This window comes from Pedobacter hiemivivus (genome assembly GCF_004331685.1).
Lineage (GTDB): Bacteria > Bacteroidota > Bacteroidia > Sphingobacteriales > Sphingobacteriaceae > Pedobacter > Pedobacter hiemivivus.
In genome coordinates this window covers 171,307-187,912 of sequence record NZ_SJSM01000006.1, presented here as the reverse complement: position 1 = coordinate 187,912, position 16,606 = coordinate 171,307, and the positions used below count along the sequence as shown (strand labels likewise).

The 16,606-nt window shown below is 39.4% G+C and carries 15 protein-coding genes; all 15 read left to right on the top strand.

The window, feature by feature from the left end:
- The first annotated feature begins 30 nt into the window (after window positions 1–30).
- The 15 genes from uvrB to rfbA all read left to right on the top strand — a co-directional run bounded on the left by uvrB (window position 31) and on the right by rfbA (window position 16,481).
- Window positions 31–2,073 carry an excinuclease ABC subunit UvrB gene (uvrB, locus tag EZ444_RS12805; protein ID WP_131609395.1) on the top strand — a complete coding sequence of 681 codons (2,043 nt, stop codon included), beginning with the start codon at window positions 31–33 and terminating at the stop codon, window positions 2,071–2,073.
- A 9-nt stretch (window positions 2,074–2,082) separates the two neighbouring features.
- Window positions 2,083–2,283 carry a YwbE family protein gene (locus EZ444_RS12800; RefSeq protein ID WP_090777975.1) on the top strand — a complete coding sequence of 67 codons (201 nt, stop codon included), beginning with the start codon at window positions 2,083–2,085 and terminating at the stop codon, window positions 2,281–2,283.
- Window positions 2,284–2,375: 92 nt separating this feature from the next.
- Window positions 2,376–2,624, top strand: a complete 249-nt coding sequence (locus tag EZ444_RS12795) for a DUF4834 domain-containing protein (RefSeq protein WP_131609393.1) — start codon at window positions 2,376–2,378, stop codon at window positions 2,622–2,624.
- A gap of 107 nt (window positions 2,625–2,731) precedes the next feature.
- Window positions 2,732–5,227, top strand: a complete 2,496-nt coding sequence (locus tag EZ444_RS12790; RefSeq protein ID WP_131609391.1) for a YfhO family protein — start codon at window positions 2,732–2,734, stop codon at window positions 5,225–5,227.
- 495 nt (window positions 5,228–5,722) lie between these two features.
- Complete coding sequence (locus EZ444_RS12785) at window positions 5,723–6,577, top strand: UDP-2,3-diacylglucosamine diphosphatase (RefSeq protein ID WP_131609390.1); 855 nt, start codon at window positions 5,723–5,725, stop codon at window positions 6,575–6,577.
- 29 nt (window positions 6,578–6,606) lie between these two features.
- Window positions 6,607–7,593 carry a glycosyltransferase family protein gene (locus tag EZ444_RS12780; RefSeq protein ID WP_131609388.1) on the top strand — a complete coding sequence of 329 codons (987 nt, stop codon included), beginning with the start codon at window positions 6,607–6,609 and terminating at the stop codon, window positions 7,591–7,593.
- 29 nt (window positions 7,594–7,622) lie between these two features.
- A complete protein-coding gene (locus EZ444_RS12775; RefSeq protein WP_131609386.1) occupies window positions 7,623–8,603 on the top strand; it encodes a DUF6427 family protein in 981 nt (326 codons plus the stop codon).
- A 74-nt stretch (window positions 8,604–8,677) separates the two neighbouring features.
- A complete protein-coding gene (locus EZ444_RS12770) occupies window positions 8,678–9,430 on the top strand; it encodes a type III pantothenate kinase (protein ID WP_131609384.1) in 753 nt (250 codons plus the stop codon).
- On the top strand, window positions 9,393–10,712 hold the full coding sequence (locus EZ444_RS12765) for an outer membrane protein transport protein (protein WP_225874720.1): 1,320 nt from the start codon (window positions 9,393–9,395) through the stop codon (window positions 10,710–10,712). Before EZ444_RS12770 ends, EZ444_RS12765 begins: the two co-directional genes overlap by 38 nt.
- Before the next feature lie 18 nt (window positions 10,713–10,730).
- Window positions 10,731–11,339 carry an LptA/OstA family protein gene (locus EZ444_RS12760; protein WP_225874719.1) on the top strand — a complete coding sequence of 203 codons (609 nt, stop codon included), beginning with the start codon at window positions 10,731–10,733 and terminating at the stop codon, window positions 11,337–11,339.
- A gap of 72 nt (window positions 11,340–11,411) precedes the next feature.
- On the top strand, window positions 11,412–13,508 hold the full coding sequence (locus tag EZ444_RS12755) for a peptidylprolyl isomerase (protein ID WP_131609382.1): 2,097 nt from the start codon (window positions 11,412–11,414) through the stop codon (window positions 13,506–13,508).
- A gap of 160 nt (window positions 13,509–13,668) precedes the next feature.
- Window positions 13,669–14,184: a DUF2480 family protein gene (locus EZ444_RS12750; protein ID WP_131609381.1), complete on the top strand. Its 516-nt coding sequence runs from the start codon at window positions 13,669–13,671 to the stop codon at window positions 14,182–14,184.
- A 28-nt stretch (window positions 14,185–14,212) separates the two neighbouring features.
- Window positions 14,213–14,989, top strand: coding sequence for a DUF3108 domain-containing protein (locus tag EZ444_RS12745; protein WP_131609379.1), 777 nt, complete (start codon window positions 14,213–14,215; stop codon window positions 14,987–14,989).
- Window positions 14,990–14,993: 4 nt separating this feature from the next.
- The gene (locus tag EZ444_RS12740) at window positions 14,994–15,557 is read left to right on the top strand and encodes a DUF3109 family protein (RefSeq protein ID WP_131609377.1); all 564 of its coding nucleotides are present in this window, start codon (window positions 14,994–14,996) and stop codon (window positions 15,555–15,557) included.
- 63 nt (window positions 15,558–15,620) lie between these two features.
- Window positions 15,621–16,481, top strand: a complete 861-nt coding sequence (rfbA, locus tag EZ444_RS12735) for a glucose-1-phosphate thymidylyltransferase RfbA (protein ID WP_131609375.1) — start codon at window positions 15,621–15,623, stop codon at window positions 16,479–16,481.
- The last annotated feature ends 125 nt before the right edge of the window (window positions 16,482–16,606 follow it).

Here is a 16,606-nt window from a genome sequence, read left to right as displayed (position 1 = left end):
AGGAGTGCCTGTCTTAAATATACTTTACGGATGAAATTTAATATTGTTTCCGATTACAGTCCCACTGGAGACCAGCCAACTGCCATTAAACAGCTAGTTGAAGGTGTAAATAGCGATGAGCATTATCAGACATTATTAGGCGTAACAGGTTCCGGAAAAACGTTTACCATTGCCAACGTTATTCAGGAAACCCAAAAACCAACACTAATTCTGAGTCACAATAAAACCCTTGCTGCCCAACTTTATGGAGAGTTTAAACAATTCTTCCCCGAAAATGCAGTGAACTATTTTGTATCCTACTACGATTATTATCAGCCTGAGGCCTTTATTGCCAGCAGCAACACTTATATAGAGAAGGATTTAAGTATCAATGAGGAAATAGAAAAATTAAGGCTGCGGACTACATCTGCTCTGATGTCTGGTCGCAGGGATATTATTGTTGTATCTTCTATCTCCTGTATCTATGGTATGGGTAATCCCGAAGATTTTTCAAGATCAGTATTCCGCTTTTCTGTAGGGACAAGGATTTCCAGAAACTCTTTTTTACATAGCCTTGTAGAGATTTTATACGCACGTACCACCAATGATTTTAAACGAGGAACGTTTAGGGTCAAAGGAGATACAGTAGATATTTTTCCAGCATACCTGGATAGCGCTTACCGCGTTTCTTTTTTCGGTGATGATATTGAAGAGCTAACGGTGATCGATCCGGTGACGGGGAAAACACTGGAAAAGCTGGAAGATATGGCCATTTACCCAGCCAATTTGTTTGTTACCCCTAAGGATAGGTTTACTTCATCCATCTGGGGGATACAAGAAGAACTGGAAGTTCGCAAAAACCAATTGATTGGCGACAGGCATATGCTGGAAGCAAAAAGGCTGGAAGAGCGTGTGAATTTCGATATCGAGATGATGAAAGAATTGGGTTATTGCTCAGGTATTGAGAACTACTCCAGATTCTTCGATGGCAGATCGCCCGGTATGCGTCCCTTCTGTTTGCTGGATTATTTTCCAGATGATTATCTAATGGTGATTGATGAAAGCCATGTTACCGTGCCTCAAATTAGAGCTATGTACGGTGGCGATAGATCGCGGAAGTTGTCGCTGGTTGAATACGGTTTCCGTCTGCCTTCGGCATTAGACAATAGACCCCTGAATTTTGATGAATTTGAAGCCCTGGCACCACAAACAATTTATGTGAGTGCAACGCCGGCAGACTATGAATTGCAAAAATCGGAAGGTGTCGTTATCGAGCAGGTGATTAGGCCTACAGGATTGCTAGATCCTTTAATTGAGGTGCGTCCGGCCATTAACCAGGTTGATGATTTGCTGGATGAAATTGACAAGACCATTAAAATGGGCGACCGGATATTGGTCACCACCCTAACTAAGCGGATGGCCGAAGAGTTGACCAAGTACATGGATCGATTGAATATTAAAGTTCGTTACATTCACTCTGAAGTGAAAACACTAGAACGGGTAGAGATTTTGCGCGGCCTACGTTTGGGCGAGTTTGATGTGTTGATCGGGATTAACCTGTTAAGAGAAGGGTTAGACTTGCCGGAGGTGTCCCTTGTTGCTATTTTAGATGCGGATAAAGAAGGTTTCCTTCGTTCAGATCGTGCCCTGATTCAAACCATTGGTAGGGCCGCCAGAAATGATAGAGGAAGGGTAATTATGTATGCCGATAAGATGACCGATTCCATGTCCCGTACCATAGAGGAAACCAATAGACGTAGAGAGAAACAAGTTGCTTACAACCTTGAACACGGTATTACACCTAAAACTGTGGGTAAAAGTAGGGAAGCGATACTCGAACAAACTTCGGTGCTCGATTTCTCTTCGGGGGAGACGAGACGTGCCAAAGCCTATGTTGAAGTAGATGAAGTGAGCATGGCCGCTGATCCGATCGTACAATACATGACCAAAGCTGAAATGCAGAAGTCAATTGATAAAACGCGTAAGGACATGAGTAAAGCGGCAAAAGATATGGACTTTTTATTGGCTGCCCGTTTGCGGGATGAAATGTTTGCCATGGAAAAAATGTTTGAAGAAAGATTTGCTAAGTCGTAGCTTTGTATAATGGACGGAAAGAGCAGACAGGATATATATCCAGGGTTAGAAGTGGACATTATCCTTAAAAAGGACCAGAGAAGCGGAAAATTAACAAGAGGCATAGTTGCAAATTTGCTTACTTCGGCATCATTTCACTCACGTGGCATTAAGGTGAGGCTGGAAGATGGACAAATAGGCAGGGTAGCCGCTATTGTGGATGACAATTAAGCCGATGGTATTGTAATTGCTATGCAATAAACAGAACGGTGCTGTAATATTAAGATTTCAACTCCGTCTATTATAAAAGTTAAAATAAGAAAATGGGAATTATAAAATTCATATTAATCACTTTACTAATACTTTACATCATCCGCGTTATCATTCGTTTGGTATTTCCTTTGGTGTTGAGGAACTTGTTTAGCAAGGTTCAGCAGCAGGCTGAGAAGCAGGCAAGACAACAGAATGCCAAACCAGAAGGATCAATCTCCATTGATTATATGCCACCAAAAGATAAGACCGGGAAATCCGATAATCTTGGAGATTTTGTAGATTACGAAGAGGTAAAATAGCCGCGCTTTACTCCGCTAAATATTTTTTTTAAAAAAATTCTCGTACGCTGATAAAAATAAATCATTTTATCTAAGTTTGGGGTTAGTTTAATCTTAAACAAACCTTAATGAATAACTGGTTAAAAGCGAATGGCATTCATCTGGCCATATTTGGATTTTTTGTAATCATCTGTTTCGTCTATTTCAGTCCTGTCTTCCAAGGCAAGGTTCCCTTTCAAAGTGATGTAGTGGCTGCTAAGGCCATGCAAAAGGAGATCATGGAGTACAAGGATAAAGACGGTAAGGCTCCTTTATGGACCAATCAAATGTTTGGTGGAATGCCAGCTTATCAGATTTGGACTCAGTATGCTTACAATGGAGCTACCTACGGAATCAGATTTATAACAAGCACGCTGCCGAGTCCGGTCGGTACGGTTTTACTGCTGTTAACCGGAGCTTATTTCTTATTCATCGTATTAAAAGCAAATCCATGGCTTGCCGCGGCAGGTGCAATTGCATTTGCCTTTACACTATATAATTTTGTGCTCATAGGTGCCGGGCACAATAATAAGGCCCTTGCAATTGGATTTTTTGCGCCCATCATAGCAGGGTTTATCCTGACCTTACGTGGGCGGTACTTGGTTGGCGGATCGTTGACCGCATTGTTCCTCGCCTTATTGGTTAGGGCCAATCACATACAGATGGCTTATTATCTGTTCCTATCTGTCCTTATTTTTATGGGAATCGAAATTTATCAAGCCTATAAAGCAAAAACACTTCCTGCATTAGGCAAGGCTATCGGAGTGCTAGCGGGCGCATTGCTTGTCGCTGTGATGGTAAATGCAAGTGTATTGTGGACTACAGCTGAGTATGCTGCTGAAACCAATAGAGGTAAACCTAACCTAACAGCTCCGGCTGCGGGTGGTACTGATAACAATGCCAAGGCAAAAGAATATGCTTTTGGCTGGAGTCAGGGCGTTGGTGAAAGTTTTACCTTTTTAGTTCCTGACTTGTATGGTGGGGCGACCAGCATAAATGAATTGGTTAAGCCTGAAAGCCATATGTACAAGGCTATATCAGAGGTTACAGGTGGTGATCCTAACCAAACTACCCAGGCTATTCAGCAATTGGCACAAAGTTTAAATATGCAGCAGTATTGGGGCGAAAAACCTGGGACTTCTGGTGGATATTACTTCGGGGCCATTATGTGCTTCCTGTTTGTATTCGGATTATTTATCGTAAGGAGCCACTTAAAGTGGTGGATATTGGCTACAACAGTGTTGTTCATCCTATTGTCTTTCGGTAAAAACTTCCCGATGTTGTCAAACTTGTTCTTCGATTATTTCCCATTGTACAACAAGTTCAGAGCCGTTGAATCTATTTTAGCTGTAGTTGGATTGATGGTGCCATTACTAGCTATACTTGCTTTGAAAGAGGTACAGGACGGTAAGATTGATCAAAAAATATTAATTAAAAAATTACAATGGTCTGCTGGTATTACAGGTGGCTTTGCCTTAATCGTGGCGATAGCACCGACTTTGTTTTTCAGTTTTACTACAGAAAACCATCAGCAGATGGTGCAGGCATTAACGCAGAGTTTGCAAAATAATGCTGCGCTGGCACATAAAATTGCCAATGCATTGATCGAGGACAGAATCTCTATAGCTCGTGCAGATGCGATTCGTTCATTCATTTTTATCGCAGTTGGTTTTGTGTTGGTTTGGGCATTCATTACTAAAAAAATGAATATGCAACTGGCATTTGGTTTATTGACCTTAGCCGTGTTGATCGATATGTGGCAAGTGGATCGTCGTTATTTGAACAATGCCAATTTTTCAAGCAAAAGTGATTTAGCCAATCATTATCAAGCAAGAGATGTAGATACGTTTATTGCTGCTGATAAAGATCCTGATTTTAGAGTATTAGACCTTACCATTAATACTTTCTCTGATGCGAGTGCCTCAGCATTCCATAAAACAATTGGTGGATATCATGCGGCTAAATTAAAACGCTACCAGGAGTTAATTGATCACCAGTTTTCTAAAAGCATCAACCAGGACGTGTTGGATATGTTAAATACCAAGTACATCATCACCCAGGATCAGCAGAACGGTTCTTACAAAATGCAGCGTAATGCTACTGCTGCGGGACATGCCTGGATTGTACCACATGTTCAGTTTGCAAAAGATGCTGATGAGGAAATGAAAGCAATTAGCAGTTTCGACCCGAAGCAAGAAGCGATTGTTGACGTGAAGTATAAAAACATGATTGATGAGAAGCGTTTAGGCCCAGGTACTGGCGCACTGATTAAACAGGAGAGTTACAACCCAGATCACCTTGTGTATACTTATAGTGCGCCTACAGACGTTATCGCGGTGTTCTCTGAGATCTATTATGATAAAGGATGGAACATGTATGTGGATGGTGTGAAGAAGCCTTATTTTAGAGCAGATTACGTGTTACGTGCAGCACAACTTGAAGCTGGTAACCACAAAGTAGAATTTAAGTTTGAGCCAGTAGCTTACTATACAGGAGAATGGATCTCATTAATCGGATCAATTTTATTGGTTGCAGGTTTAGGTTATGCATTTTATACGGAAAACAAAAAGAAAAAAGCTGCTTAGCATATTATTTGAATAATTGGTGCGAGATTCTGAAATAAATTCAGAATGACGGACGTACAAAAAAGAGGTTGTATCATCGAAGAAAAGATGATGCAACCGCTTTTTTTATGTCGTAAGGCATAGCAGGTTTGCTGATAATTTTATTTATGCTATATTTAAGTTCCAATTGCTAAAACAGCAAAAATCAACGAATTTTTCGGATCGTTTTCGGGTTTCTACGACGCTTGTAAGATCGTGGTACCGTCGCTTTATACAAACTCGTTATTGAGTCGACTCCGCTTCGTACCTCCTTCGCACCTCGTTCGGAAAAACCCAATTGAAACAAGTGTACTAGAGCTGCAATAGTAAAGCCCTAGTAATTGTGGCTAACCGGGCTGAAAATCCTCCGATAAAAATTTGAAAAAAATCAACTTTTGAAGGATTTAACGATTACTTAACGCCTTGTTAATTTGACGCTTGCATCTTTGTAAAGTAGAAAAGTATTGCTTGAAAAGAATGACGCCAAAAAGAGAAGTTGATATCGCCGTAATCTCTGATGTACATTTAGGTACTTACGGTTGCCATGCTAAGGAATTGTTGAAATACCTTAAAAGTATTAAACCCAAAATGCTGGTTTTAAATGGCGACATCATCGATATCTGGCAGTTTAGCAAAAGATACTGGCCCGAAACCCACATGAAAGTAGTTAGGAAGCTAATGAAGTTTGTGGTGGAAGGCGTGCCTGTTTATTACCTTACGGGTAACCATGACGAGCTGCTGCGGAAATTCGCAGATATGCATATGGGAACATTTCACTTGCAAAATAAATTAGTTGTAGAGTTAGATGGCAAAAAAGCCTGGTTTTTTCATGGTGATATATTTGATGTAACCATGCAGCATTCCAAATGGCTGGCCAAGTTAGGAGCGGTGGGCTATGATACACTCATCCTAATTAATAGTATGGTAAATTGGTGTCTGGTGCTTATGGGACGAGAAAAAATGAGTTTCTCTAAACGGATTAAGGCAAAGTTTAAAGACGCGGTAAAGTTTATCAATGGTTTTGAAAATACAGCGGCCGAGCTGGCTGCGGAAAAGGGATATGAATACGTAGTTTGTGGACACATTCATCAGCCTGAAATGAGAACAATCGCTACGGAGAATGGCGCGGTAACTTATTTGAATAGTGGTGATTGGGTGGAAAACCTTACTGCACTTGAGTATTATGATAACTCCTGGAAGATCTTTAAATACGAACAGGAAAACTTTCAAAAGGATGAGGTAGAAGAAGGAGAATTGTCTGACGGGGATGACCTACATAGCAAACTCAATATCAATATCCTATTGCAAAAGATTAAATTAGAAATTGCCTAAAGCCTAAAAATTACAGATATTCGGTGCGGATGAAGATACTTTATGCCATACAAGGTACAGGCAATGGCCACGTTAGTCGCGCAAGGGAGATTGTGCCCCTATTACAACAATATGGCGATGTGGATCTATTGATTAGCGGGACACAGGCAGATGTGAAATTGACCCAGGAAGTAAAGTATCAGCTGCATGGCTTTAGTTTTATTTTTGGAAAAAAAGGCGGTGTAAATCATTACGAAACCTGGAAGTCTATGGATCTGCCGCAATTTGTAAAAGATATGCGCCAGATACCCCTTAAAGATTATAATCTGATCCTTAATGATTTTGAGCCGGTAACCGCATGGGCCTGTAAAACCAAAGGGATAGAAAGTGTTGGCCTTAGTCATCAGGCATCTTTTCAATCCCGCAGAGTTCCAAAACCTAAAAGTATTGATTGGGCACAGTTGGTGATGAAATATTATGCTCCAGCTACACATTATGTAGGTTTTCATTTTGACACGTATGATGATTTTATTCACACACCAGTCATCAGAGCAGAGATCAGAAATATGCTGACCACCAATCTGGGCCATTATACAGTATACTTACCTGCAATAGATGATCAGTCTCTGGTTCCATTGCTAAAACAAATTCCTCATGTAAACTGGGAAGTGTTTTCTAAACATTGCAAGCAGAGTTATGTAGATGGGAATGTAAATGTTAGCCCAATAAACAACGAATTGTTTAATAAAAGTCTCGCTTCTTGTGAAGGATTATTTACAGGCGGTGGATTTGAAGGGCCTGCAGAAGCACTTTTCCTGGGAAAGAAATTGTTGGTTGCACCAATGAAATTTCAGTACGAACAACAGTGCAATGCTTACGCCCTTAAACAATTTGGTCTGCCCGTAATTTGGGCCAGCAATAAGAATTGGCTGCCAATAATTAAAGATTGGGTAAACCGGCCGCAGGAACATCAGTTTGATTTTCCAGATGAAACGGCAGCCGTAATTGATAAAGTTGTCAAGCAGTTTGCCAGATAATTTGCTTTACTTTGCTTTCGTAAAGCGGCATGATCAATCAATTTAGAAATTTAAACCCCATAAACCTGCTCCTGCTATTCGCATATACTTTTTTTATGCGCATGGCTATTTTTGCAGACCTTCCACCTCAACTGAATTTCGAGTTTTTAGAATCTTATACCCGGTTCTTTATTAAAATACCGGTACAAAGTTTCTTTTCTCCGGTAAGCAACGTTTTTTTTGCGGGCATTTTGATTTATGTCCAAGCCATTCTGTTCAACCGAATGGTAAATAATCATGGCTTATTGAATCGCCCGGGGTTTTTACCCGCCCTGATGTACATTACTGGCGCAAGTTTATTTATGCCTTTTTTGGTATTGAGTCCTACATTGATCTGTAATTTTCTGGTCATCTGGATGATGGATAAGTTTTTGAAGATTGGCAAATCGCCAAATGCGATCATGATTATGTTAGATATTGGGATGATCATCGCCATTGGAACATTGATCTACTTCCCCTTTATCGTGATGCTGGTGATGATTTGGCTGGCCTTACTGCTATACAGATCCTTTAACTGGCGCGAGTGGGTATCTGGCTTGGTGGGATTCTTAACCATTTTCTTTTTTGTAGGTGTATTTTATTACTGGAACGATAGTTTGTCCATGTTTTACAAGATATGGCTGCCACTTGGTAATAAATTTCCGTCAGTTTTTAAGATCAATTATAACGACTATTTAGTGTTGGTGCCTGTTTTGGTCATGATGGTTTTGGCGGTACTTCAATTGAGAGAGAATTTTTTCAGGAGCTTTATCAGCACCCGTAAAGCATTTCAGCTGTTATTTTTTATGTTCATCGTTAGCATTGCCAGCTTTTATACCAAACCTGATTTCAGATTATATCACTTCTTATTGTGCGTGCCTTCGGGTGCCGTATTGCTTGCTTATTATTTTTCAAATGCAAAAAAGAGATGGTTTTATGAAAGTCTGTTCCTGATCCTGGTTTTCGCCATTCAATACTTTTTGTTTGTTTAACTTTTTTTAACAATTTGAAACCTTGAAACTAGCTAAAGATTGATAGCTTTGTGCAATGAACTTTGGAGCCGTTAATGCATAATCTGGTTATAGATATAGGTAATACAAATAGTAAACTGGCTGTTTTTGATGAAAAAACAATGGTTAACTACCAGGTTCTTAAAGAAATTGTACCTGCTGAACTGATCAACCTCATAAAACAATACCATATAGTTAATTCATCTATTTCCAGTGTTAGTGAAGATTTATTAGACGTAATTCATGTTTTGCAATCAAACACAAATTACATCCCATTTTCTACCAGCATCAATACGGGAATAAAGAATAATTATCAAACACTTTCTACATTGGGCTTAGACAGATGGGCTAAAGTAATAGCCGCCAATCGCTGCTACCCCGGACAAAATTGTTTGATGATCGATTCAGGAACATGTATTACTTATGATTTACTGAACAGCAATAGCGAGTATTTTGGCGGGAGCATTAGTTTAGGGATTGATATGCGTTTTAAAGCGCTTCATCATTTTACAGGCAGATTGCCATTGGTAAAATGGGAGCAGGAGGCAGAAATACCTAAAGGTACGGATACCAATTCGGCGATCAAAAATGGTGTTTTACAAGGAGTAATAAACGAAGTCGAGGGTTTCATATCGGCTTATAATAAAGAAAATAAAGGCCTGACGGTATTGTTGACAGGGGGTAATGCAGCTTTTTTGCTAGAACAATTAAAAAACAGCATCTTTGCGCCTCAAATTACACATGATCCGTATTTGGTATTAAAAGGATTAAATGAAGTTATTGCATTTGAATATGTACAAAAAAATTAATTATATAGTAGCCGTTATGATCTTGTTAACCAGTGCTACTGTAAAGGCACAGGTTACTTCACAATCACCATATTCGAGATATGGTCTTGGAAATGTTAAAGGGTTGTTGTTGCCTCAGTTTAGGGCAATGGGCGGCATCTCTACAGGCGTTTTCAAACCTAGCATGTATTTCAACAATATCAACATGCAGAATCCGGCAACTTATTCGGGCATTACATCAGCAACAGTTGATATGGGGCTGACCGGAACACTTAAGACTTTGAAGAGAGATAACGCTAGTGAAGGTAGCTTTAATGCTACTTTAAACCATGTAGCCCTTGCTTTTCCAATTAAAGCGGGCCGTACAGGACTGAGCTTTGGTTTGTTGCCATACACAGAACTTGGGTATGAGAATAGCAATACCGGAAAATTGGACAATGATACCAATTCCGTGACTAGGCTGTTTTCCGGAGAAGGTGGATTGACAAAAGCTTACATGGGAATTGGTCAGCAATTTGGTGATCACTTTAGAGTAGGTGTAAACGTAGAATACATTTTTGGAAACATGGTGGAGAACCGCGGATTAGAACTACAAAGTATCGGATCTGTGAACACCAAGCAACAGGAAAAAAATAGTATCGGTGGTATTGGTTTCTCTTATGGCGCTCAATATGAGATTCCATTAAGCCTTAAAAGCCGCATCACAATCGGTTATTCAGGCTCTTCACCATCTTCAATAAACTCTAAAAGGACGTTTTTGGTAACAAGATATCTTAGACAGAGCACTGGAGAAGAAGGAACAGCTATTGATACGCCGATTTTTGTTGAAAACGGTTCTGCAAAGTTAAAACTGCCTTTAGTTCATAATTTTGGAATTAGCATACAGAAAGATAACAAATGGTTGATCGGTGCAGATTATAGAATGGGAAACTGGTCTAAATTGAGTATTGATGGGGTGAACAACGGTCTTAATGACAGTTGGGGAGCTTCAATAGGTGGACAGCTTACGCCAGATATAACCTCAATTGGAAGTTACTTTAACAGAGTAGACTATAGATTAGGTTTTGCTTATGATAAGACCTATATCAATGTAAAAGATCAGGATATTAAACAAATGGCCGTTACTTTTGGTCTAGGCCTTCCGCTTGGATATACCAGATTTGCGGTTAGTAAACTTAATTTTACAACGGAACTGGGTAGGAGAGGAACATTGACCAATGGTCTGGTTCAGGAAAATTATATTAATTTTCATTTAGGAATTACACTTAACGATACTTGGTTTAAGCGATTCAAGTTTGACTAATGAACTCATAATAAGTTTATGAAAGCTTTATCAGCATTAAAAAATACACATACCTGGATGAAAAGTCCGGGTATGGTTTTTTGTATAGCAATGCTTTGTGTTGTTCAGCTTTCTCTGAGCTCATGTGGCGATGATGATCTGAAAAAGGTAGCAAAACTTTCAAAAAAAGTTAGTCTGGATACGAACAGGACCCTCGGTGTAGAGATTATTTATAGTGATTCTGCAAAAGTTAAGGCCAAAGGATTTGCCCCTGTACTGGATAAGATTACCCCCGCAAGTGGTGCCATGTTTCAGGAGATGCCAAAAGGCGTAAAGATTCAATTTCTGGATGACAAGCTGGCTATTACTGGGTCTATTACTTCAGATTATGCCATTATGAAGGAGGCTGAAAAGCTAACCATTTTTAAAAGAAATGTGGTTGTAGTGAACCAGTCGCTGACTTTTAATACAGAAGAGCTGACCTGGGATCAGAATAAACAAATGTTTTTTTCACCTAAAGGAATAGTGACCAGGCCTGATGGCTCTTTTGCCAATGCGGTTAACTTTAGCGCACCTCAGGACTTTAGTTATTACACGGCTGGAAGTGGTTACGGTGAGACTTATATAGACGAAAAATTGGGCGAATAATTTAATGTTTTCTTTTTTTCGCAAAAGTTGTATCTTGCGCGCTCTTAAAAAAGAATTATAAATAAGAATATTATGGGATTAATGACATTTTTGCGTAATCGTGCTGGCTATATTTTGATAGGAGCCATCGGTTTTGCAATTGTTGCATTTTTAGTTGGCGATGCAATTAACGTAGGGAAGCCTTTTTGGGCCGAATCTCAGAAAGTTGTAGGATCAATTGATGGTGAAGAAATTAGCATAGATCAATTTGGTCCGAAAGTAGACCAGAGTTTAGCTCAGTTTAAACAACAATATGGGGGTTCCGGCAATGCGCAAATGCAAGCTATGGCTGTAGATAATGTATGGCAAGGGGAAGTAGCAAGTGTCCTTTTAGGTAAGGAATATGCTCGTTTAGGTTTAATTGTATCAGGTGATGAATTGTTTGACTTGCTTCAAGGAAAAAATCCAAGCCCACTGATTGTACAGTATTTCGGCAATCCTCAAACTGGCGAAGTAAATCGTGCTGAAATTATAAACTCACTGAAAGAACAAGGTAAAAACCCTCAGTTAAAACAACAGTGGGATCTTTTGCAAGTTGAGATCGAGAAACAAGCATTACAGAAAAAATATGCCAACTTAATCAGCAATTCTATTTATGTAACCACTTTGGAAGCAAATGACGAATATCTGAACCGTAATAAACTGGCAAGTTTTAAATATGCATTGTTGGATTATGCATCAATTCCTGATGCAACTGTAAAGCCAACAGAGTCTGATTATTCAGATTATTACAACGAAAACAAAAAACGTTTTGAAAACCCTACAGAAACTCGTTCATTCGAATATGTGGCTTTCAGTGTAAACCCAACGAAATCTGATTCTGCAGCAGTAAAAACGCAGGTGGATAAATTGGCTGCTGATTTCAAAATCGCTGGAAATGACTCTTTATTTGCAGCAGTTAACTCTGATGTGAAAGTTCCTTATACTTATATGTCTAAAGGTAAATTGGATCCTGCTATTGATTCAGTAGTATTTAACCTTCCTGCAGGTAGTTTTTATGGACCTAAATTCTCAGGTAACTCTTACAAAATAGTTAAGGTTATTGATACTCGTTTCTCACCAGATTCAGTAAAAGCAAGCCATATCTTAATTGACCCATCTAAAATGGGTGGTAATGATAAAGCGATAAAATTGGCTGATTCATTGAGAACATTGGTTCAAAATGGTGGTGATTTTGCTAGCCTTGCACGTCAGTACAGCGTTGATGGTTCTAAAGATAAAGGTGGCGACTTAGGTACATTTAGCCGTGGTCAAATGGTGCCTGTATTTGAGAATGCAGCATTCAATGGCAAGCCGGGTGATCTTAAAGTGGTGACTTCTCAATTTGGTGTACACTTAATTAAAATCGAGAAACAAATTGGTTCTTCAAAAGTAGCTAAGCTTGCTTACATAGAGAAAGGACTAGTTTCTAGTAATAAAACAAGAGATGCAGCTTATAAAAAAGCAAACAGCTTCCTAAACGAAGTTAAAGGTGATAATTTTGCTGCACTAGCGCAAAAAGGTGGTTATACAGTAGGTGTAGCAGATAAAGTGACTCCAACTCAAGGTTTTGCTCCAGGTTTAGATAACCCACGTCAATTGATCCGTGATGCTTATGCAGCAGAGAAAGGTGATATCTTGAAAGAGGTTTATCAAATGGACAATGCTTATGTAGTAGCTCATGTAACCGATGTGAAGCCAAAAGGTCAACTTTCGTTAGAAGCAGTTAAAAAAGAAATTGAGCCAATGGTTCGCAATGCAGTTAAAGCTAAAATGCTTATAGAAAAAGCAAATAAAGCTTTAGAAGGTGCAGCTAAAATTGAGCAGGTAGCTCAAAAATTAGGTAAGCAACTTAATCCTGTAGAGAACATTGTATTTGCTAACCCAATTATTCCGGGTGCATCTCAAGAAAATAAATTGGTTGGATCTGTATTCGGTTCTCAGCCAGGAAAAGTTTCAAAACCAGTTGATGGTAACATGGGCGTATATGTGTTTGCAGTAGACGGATTTAGCAATCCAGCTGCATTGGCTAACACTTACAAGCAAAAAGAAACGATGATGGCTGCTAATGCTCAGCGCTCTTTAGGTGCGGCATTCCAGGCATTACAAGATAAAAGCAAGATAAAAGACAATAGGGTGAAATTCTATTAATCTTATTTTACGTAATTTTGTAGCCGGAAGCCTAATAGCTTCCGGCTTTTTTGTGCGTTATATGTCATCTTGAGTTCGTTATGCCGGTGAAGGCCGGTATCAGGAATCTCATTTAACTAGCTTTGAAGCCAGTTTTGATCTGGTTAATAATATTGAGAACATGGATATTCAGGAAAATTTCGTTAATAAAGTGGCAGCAAGTGGTTTGATTACACTTAACCTTGAAGATTATTTTAATCATGGTGAACGTGTTGTCTACGACATAAAGGAGAACCTTTTTCATGGCCTGATGTTAAGAGAAAAGGATTTTAGAGCATTTATAAAAGAGAATGACTGGTCTGCCTATACCGGTAAAAATGTAGCAATCATTTGTAGTGCAGATGCAATTGTGCCAACCTGGGCTTATATGTTGTTGGCTACTAAAATGAAACCTTATGCCAATGAAGTCTCATTCGGAAGTTTGGAGACATTGGAGGCGGTCTTATTTACCAAAGCATTGGCTAAAATAAATTTAGATGACTTTGCAGGAGAACGCGTTGTAATTAAGGGTTGTGCAGATATAGACGTTACAGTTGCTGCTTACGTAGAAATCACCAATTTGTTGACCCCGGTTGCGAAAAGTATTATGTACGGTGAGCCATGTTCTACCGTGCCGATTTACAAGCGCAAAGATTAATTGGTTTGCTTTTTGTTTTAACCCAGCTATGAGAAGATCCCTATTGTTTGTAATTGTCGTATTTCTGAGTTTTAAAGGCCTTGCCCAGGAGCTGCCTTTTGTGAAGGAACCCGTTTTTCAGGCGGGAGAAGTATTGAAGTATAAATTGAAATATGGTTTTATCACTGCTGCCGAAGGTCAAATTCGGGTGCAGGAATCAGATCTGAAATTTGATGGTAAGCCTACTTATAAATTATTAGTTGATGGGGCGACTTCAGGCACCTTCGATATTTTTTACAAAATAAGAGATCATTACGATTCGTTTATTGATAAGGACAATTTAAAGCCTTATTTCTACCAGGAGAATATACGCGAGGGTGGATACCGTAGACAGGATAAGGCAAGGTTTCAACAGGAAGAAAAGAAAGTTGTGGCTACACAGGGTACATTTAAAACGCCCAACACACAGACTTTTGATTTGGTGTCGGCCTATTATTTTGCCCGGAGCCTGGACATCTCGAAAATGAAGTCGGGCGATTTTGTGAAGTTGAATTATTTCCTGGGTGATGAAATTAGTCAGCTCGAAATTCAATTTGTAGGCAGGGAAGTGGTTAAAACTAAACTTGGTAAAATAAAGTGTTTAAAATTTAGCCCTTCTATAAAGCCTGGGCGAGTTTTTAGAAAAGATAGTAAATTATACCTTTGGATAACAGATGATGGAAACAGGGTGCCTGTGAAGGCTCAGGTGGAGATTATAGTTGGATCTGTAACCATGGAGATTAAATCGGCAGATAGATTGAAATATCCATTGGCCATAGTACAATAAGAAAATGATAGAAGTACAGAATACGCTGGTTCATGAGGACGTCATTACGGAAAGTTTTGTATGTAACCTGAACAAGTGCAAGGGCATTTGTTGTGTGGAAGGAGATGCGGGTGCGCCGCTTGATGTAGCTGAAACCGCTATTCTCAAAGATATTTATCCAAAGATCAAGCACCTGCTTGAAGCTAAAGGAATTGCCGCTATTGAGGCGCAAGGCACATCTGTGGTAGATGCTGATGGCGACCTGACTACGCCCTGTGTGGATGGGAATAAAGAATGTGCGTATGTCACATTTGAAAATGGAATCACTAAATGTGGGATAGAGAAAGGGTATGAGCAAGGCCTGGTAGACTGGCAAAAGCCAATCTCTTGCCATTTGTATCCAATCAGGATTACCCAATACCCTGAATTTGAAGTGTTGAATTATGACAGATGGCACATTTGCCATGATGCTTGTTCATTCGGAAGAGAGCTGAAAGTTCCTGTATATCAGTTTTTAAAAGGACCACTGATTAGAAAATATGGTGCTGAATGGTATGCTGAACTTGAAAATAGTGTATCTTCGAGATAAGTAATGCCTGAGCTAATCAAATTAAAAATCAATCTTAAATATTAACCTCAAATATAATATAACTTGAAAGGAATAATTCTAGCCGGAGGAAGTGGTACAAGACTACATCCTTTAACCTTGGTTATGAGCAAGCAAATGATGCCTGTTTATGATAAGCCAATGATCTATTATCCATTATCTATCCTGATGTTAGCCGGCATCAACGAAGTGCTGATCATTTCTACACCTCATGATTTGCCAAACTTCGAGAAGCTATTGGGAGATGGTTCGAAGCTGGGCTGTAAGTTTTCTTATGCTGTGCAAGAGCAGCCTAATGGTCTAGCTCAGGCATTTGTGATCGGTGCTGATTTTATTGGCACGGATAAAGTCGCATTGGTATTGGGTGATAACATTTTCTACGGTGATGGAATGTCAAAACTTTTGCAATCCAGCGCAGACCCTGAAGGTGGGGTTGTATTTGCTTACCGGGTTTCTGATCCGGAGCGTTATGGAGTCGTAGAATTTAATGAGGAGAATGTGGCGATCTCTATCGAAGAGAAACCCGCTCAGCCAAAGTCTGATTATGCCGTTCCTGGATTGTATTTTTACGACAATAGCGTTGTAGAAATTGCTAAAAATATTAAGCCTTCTCCAAGGGGCGAATATGAAATTACGGATGTAAATAAAGTTTATCTGGAGCAAGGGAAATTAAAAGTTGGGGTATTGAGCAGAGGCACAGCCTGGTTAGATACCGGAACTTTTGCTTCTTTAATGCAAGCTGGTCAGTTTGTGCAGGTCATAGAAGAACGTCAGGGATTGAAAATTGGTTGCATTGAAGAGGTTGCTTACCGTATGGGATTCATTGATAAAGAACAGTTAGGAGTGATTGCTGAGCCATTGGTGAAAAGTGGTTATGGGGAGTATTTGCTCAAAATTATTAAATAGTAAAATGACCGTTCTCTTCTACGGCTGCATTACTTCGCTGAAGGAGCGAAGAACGCTGAGGCCGTTTCAGAGAAGGTAATTTTACTTTTAAACATGATGCACAAAAGGGAGTTTACAAACGAAAT

Bases quoted from the DNA above. Each gene is read 5' to 3' on its own strand.
- EZ444_RS12780 (WP_131609388.1), top strand. From the start codon at position 6,607: ATGAAGATACTTTATGCCATACAAGGTACAGGCAATGGCCACGTTAGT.
- EZ444_RS12770 (WP_131609384.1), top strand. From the start codon at position 8,678: ATGCATAATCTGGTTATAGATATAGGTAATACAAATAGTAAACTGGCT.
- EZ444_RS12800 (WP_090777975.1), top strand. From the start codon at position 2,083: ATGGACGGAAAGAGCAGACAGGATATATATCCAGGGTTAGAAGTGGAC.
- EZ444_RS12755 (WP_131609382.1), top strand. From the start codon at position 11,412: ATGGGATTAATGACATTTTTGCGTAATCGTGCTGGCTATATTTTGATA.
- EZ444_RS12760 (WP_225874719.1), top strand. From the start codon at position 10,731: ATGAAAGCTTTATCAGCATTAAAAAATACACATACCTGGATGAAAAGT.
- EZ444_RS12765 (WP_225874720.1), top strand. From the start codon at position 9,393: ATGAAGTTATTGCATTTGAATATGTACAAAAAAATTAATTATATAGTA.
- uvrB (WP_131609395.1), top strand. From the start codon at position 31: ATGAAATTTAATATTGTTTCCGATTACAGTCCCACTGGAGACCAGCCA.
- EZ444_RS12785 (WP_131609390.1), top strand. From the start codon at position 5,723: ATGACGCCAAAAAGAGAAGTTGATATCGCCGTAATCTCTGATGTACAT.
- EZ444_RS12740 (WP_131609377.1), top strand. From the start codon at position 14,994: ATGATAGAAGTACAGAATACGCTGGTTCATGAGGACGTCATTACGGAA.
- EZ444_RS12750 (WP_131609381.1), top strand. From the start codon at position 13,669: ATGGATATTCAGGAAAATTTCGTTAATAAAGTGGCAGCAAGTGGTTTG.
- EZ444_RS12790 (WP_131609391.1), top strand. From the start codon at position 2,732: ATGAATAACTGGTTAAAAGCGAATGGCATTCATCTGGCCATATTTGGA.
- EZ444_RS12795 (WP_131609393.1), top strand. From the start codon at position 2,376: ATGGGAATTATAAAATTCATATTAATCACTTTACTAATACTTTACATC.
- EZ444_RS12775 (WP_131609386.1), top strand. From the start codon at position 7,623: ATGATCAATCAATTTAGAAATTTAAACCCCATAAACCTGCTCCTGCTA.
- EZ444_RS12745 (WP_131609379.1), top strand. From the start codon at position 14,213: ATGAGAAGATCCCTATTGTTTGTAATTGTCGTATTTCTGAGTTTTAAA.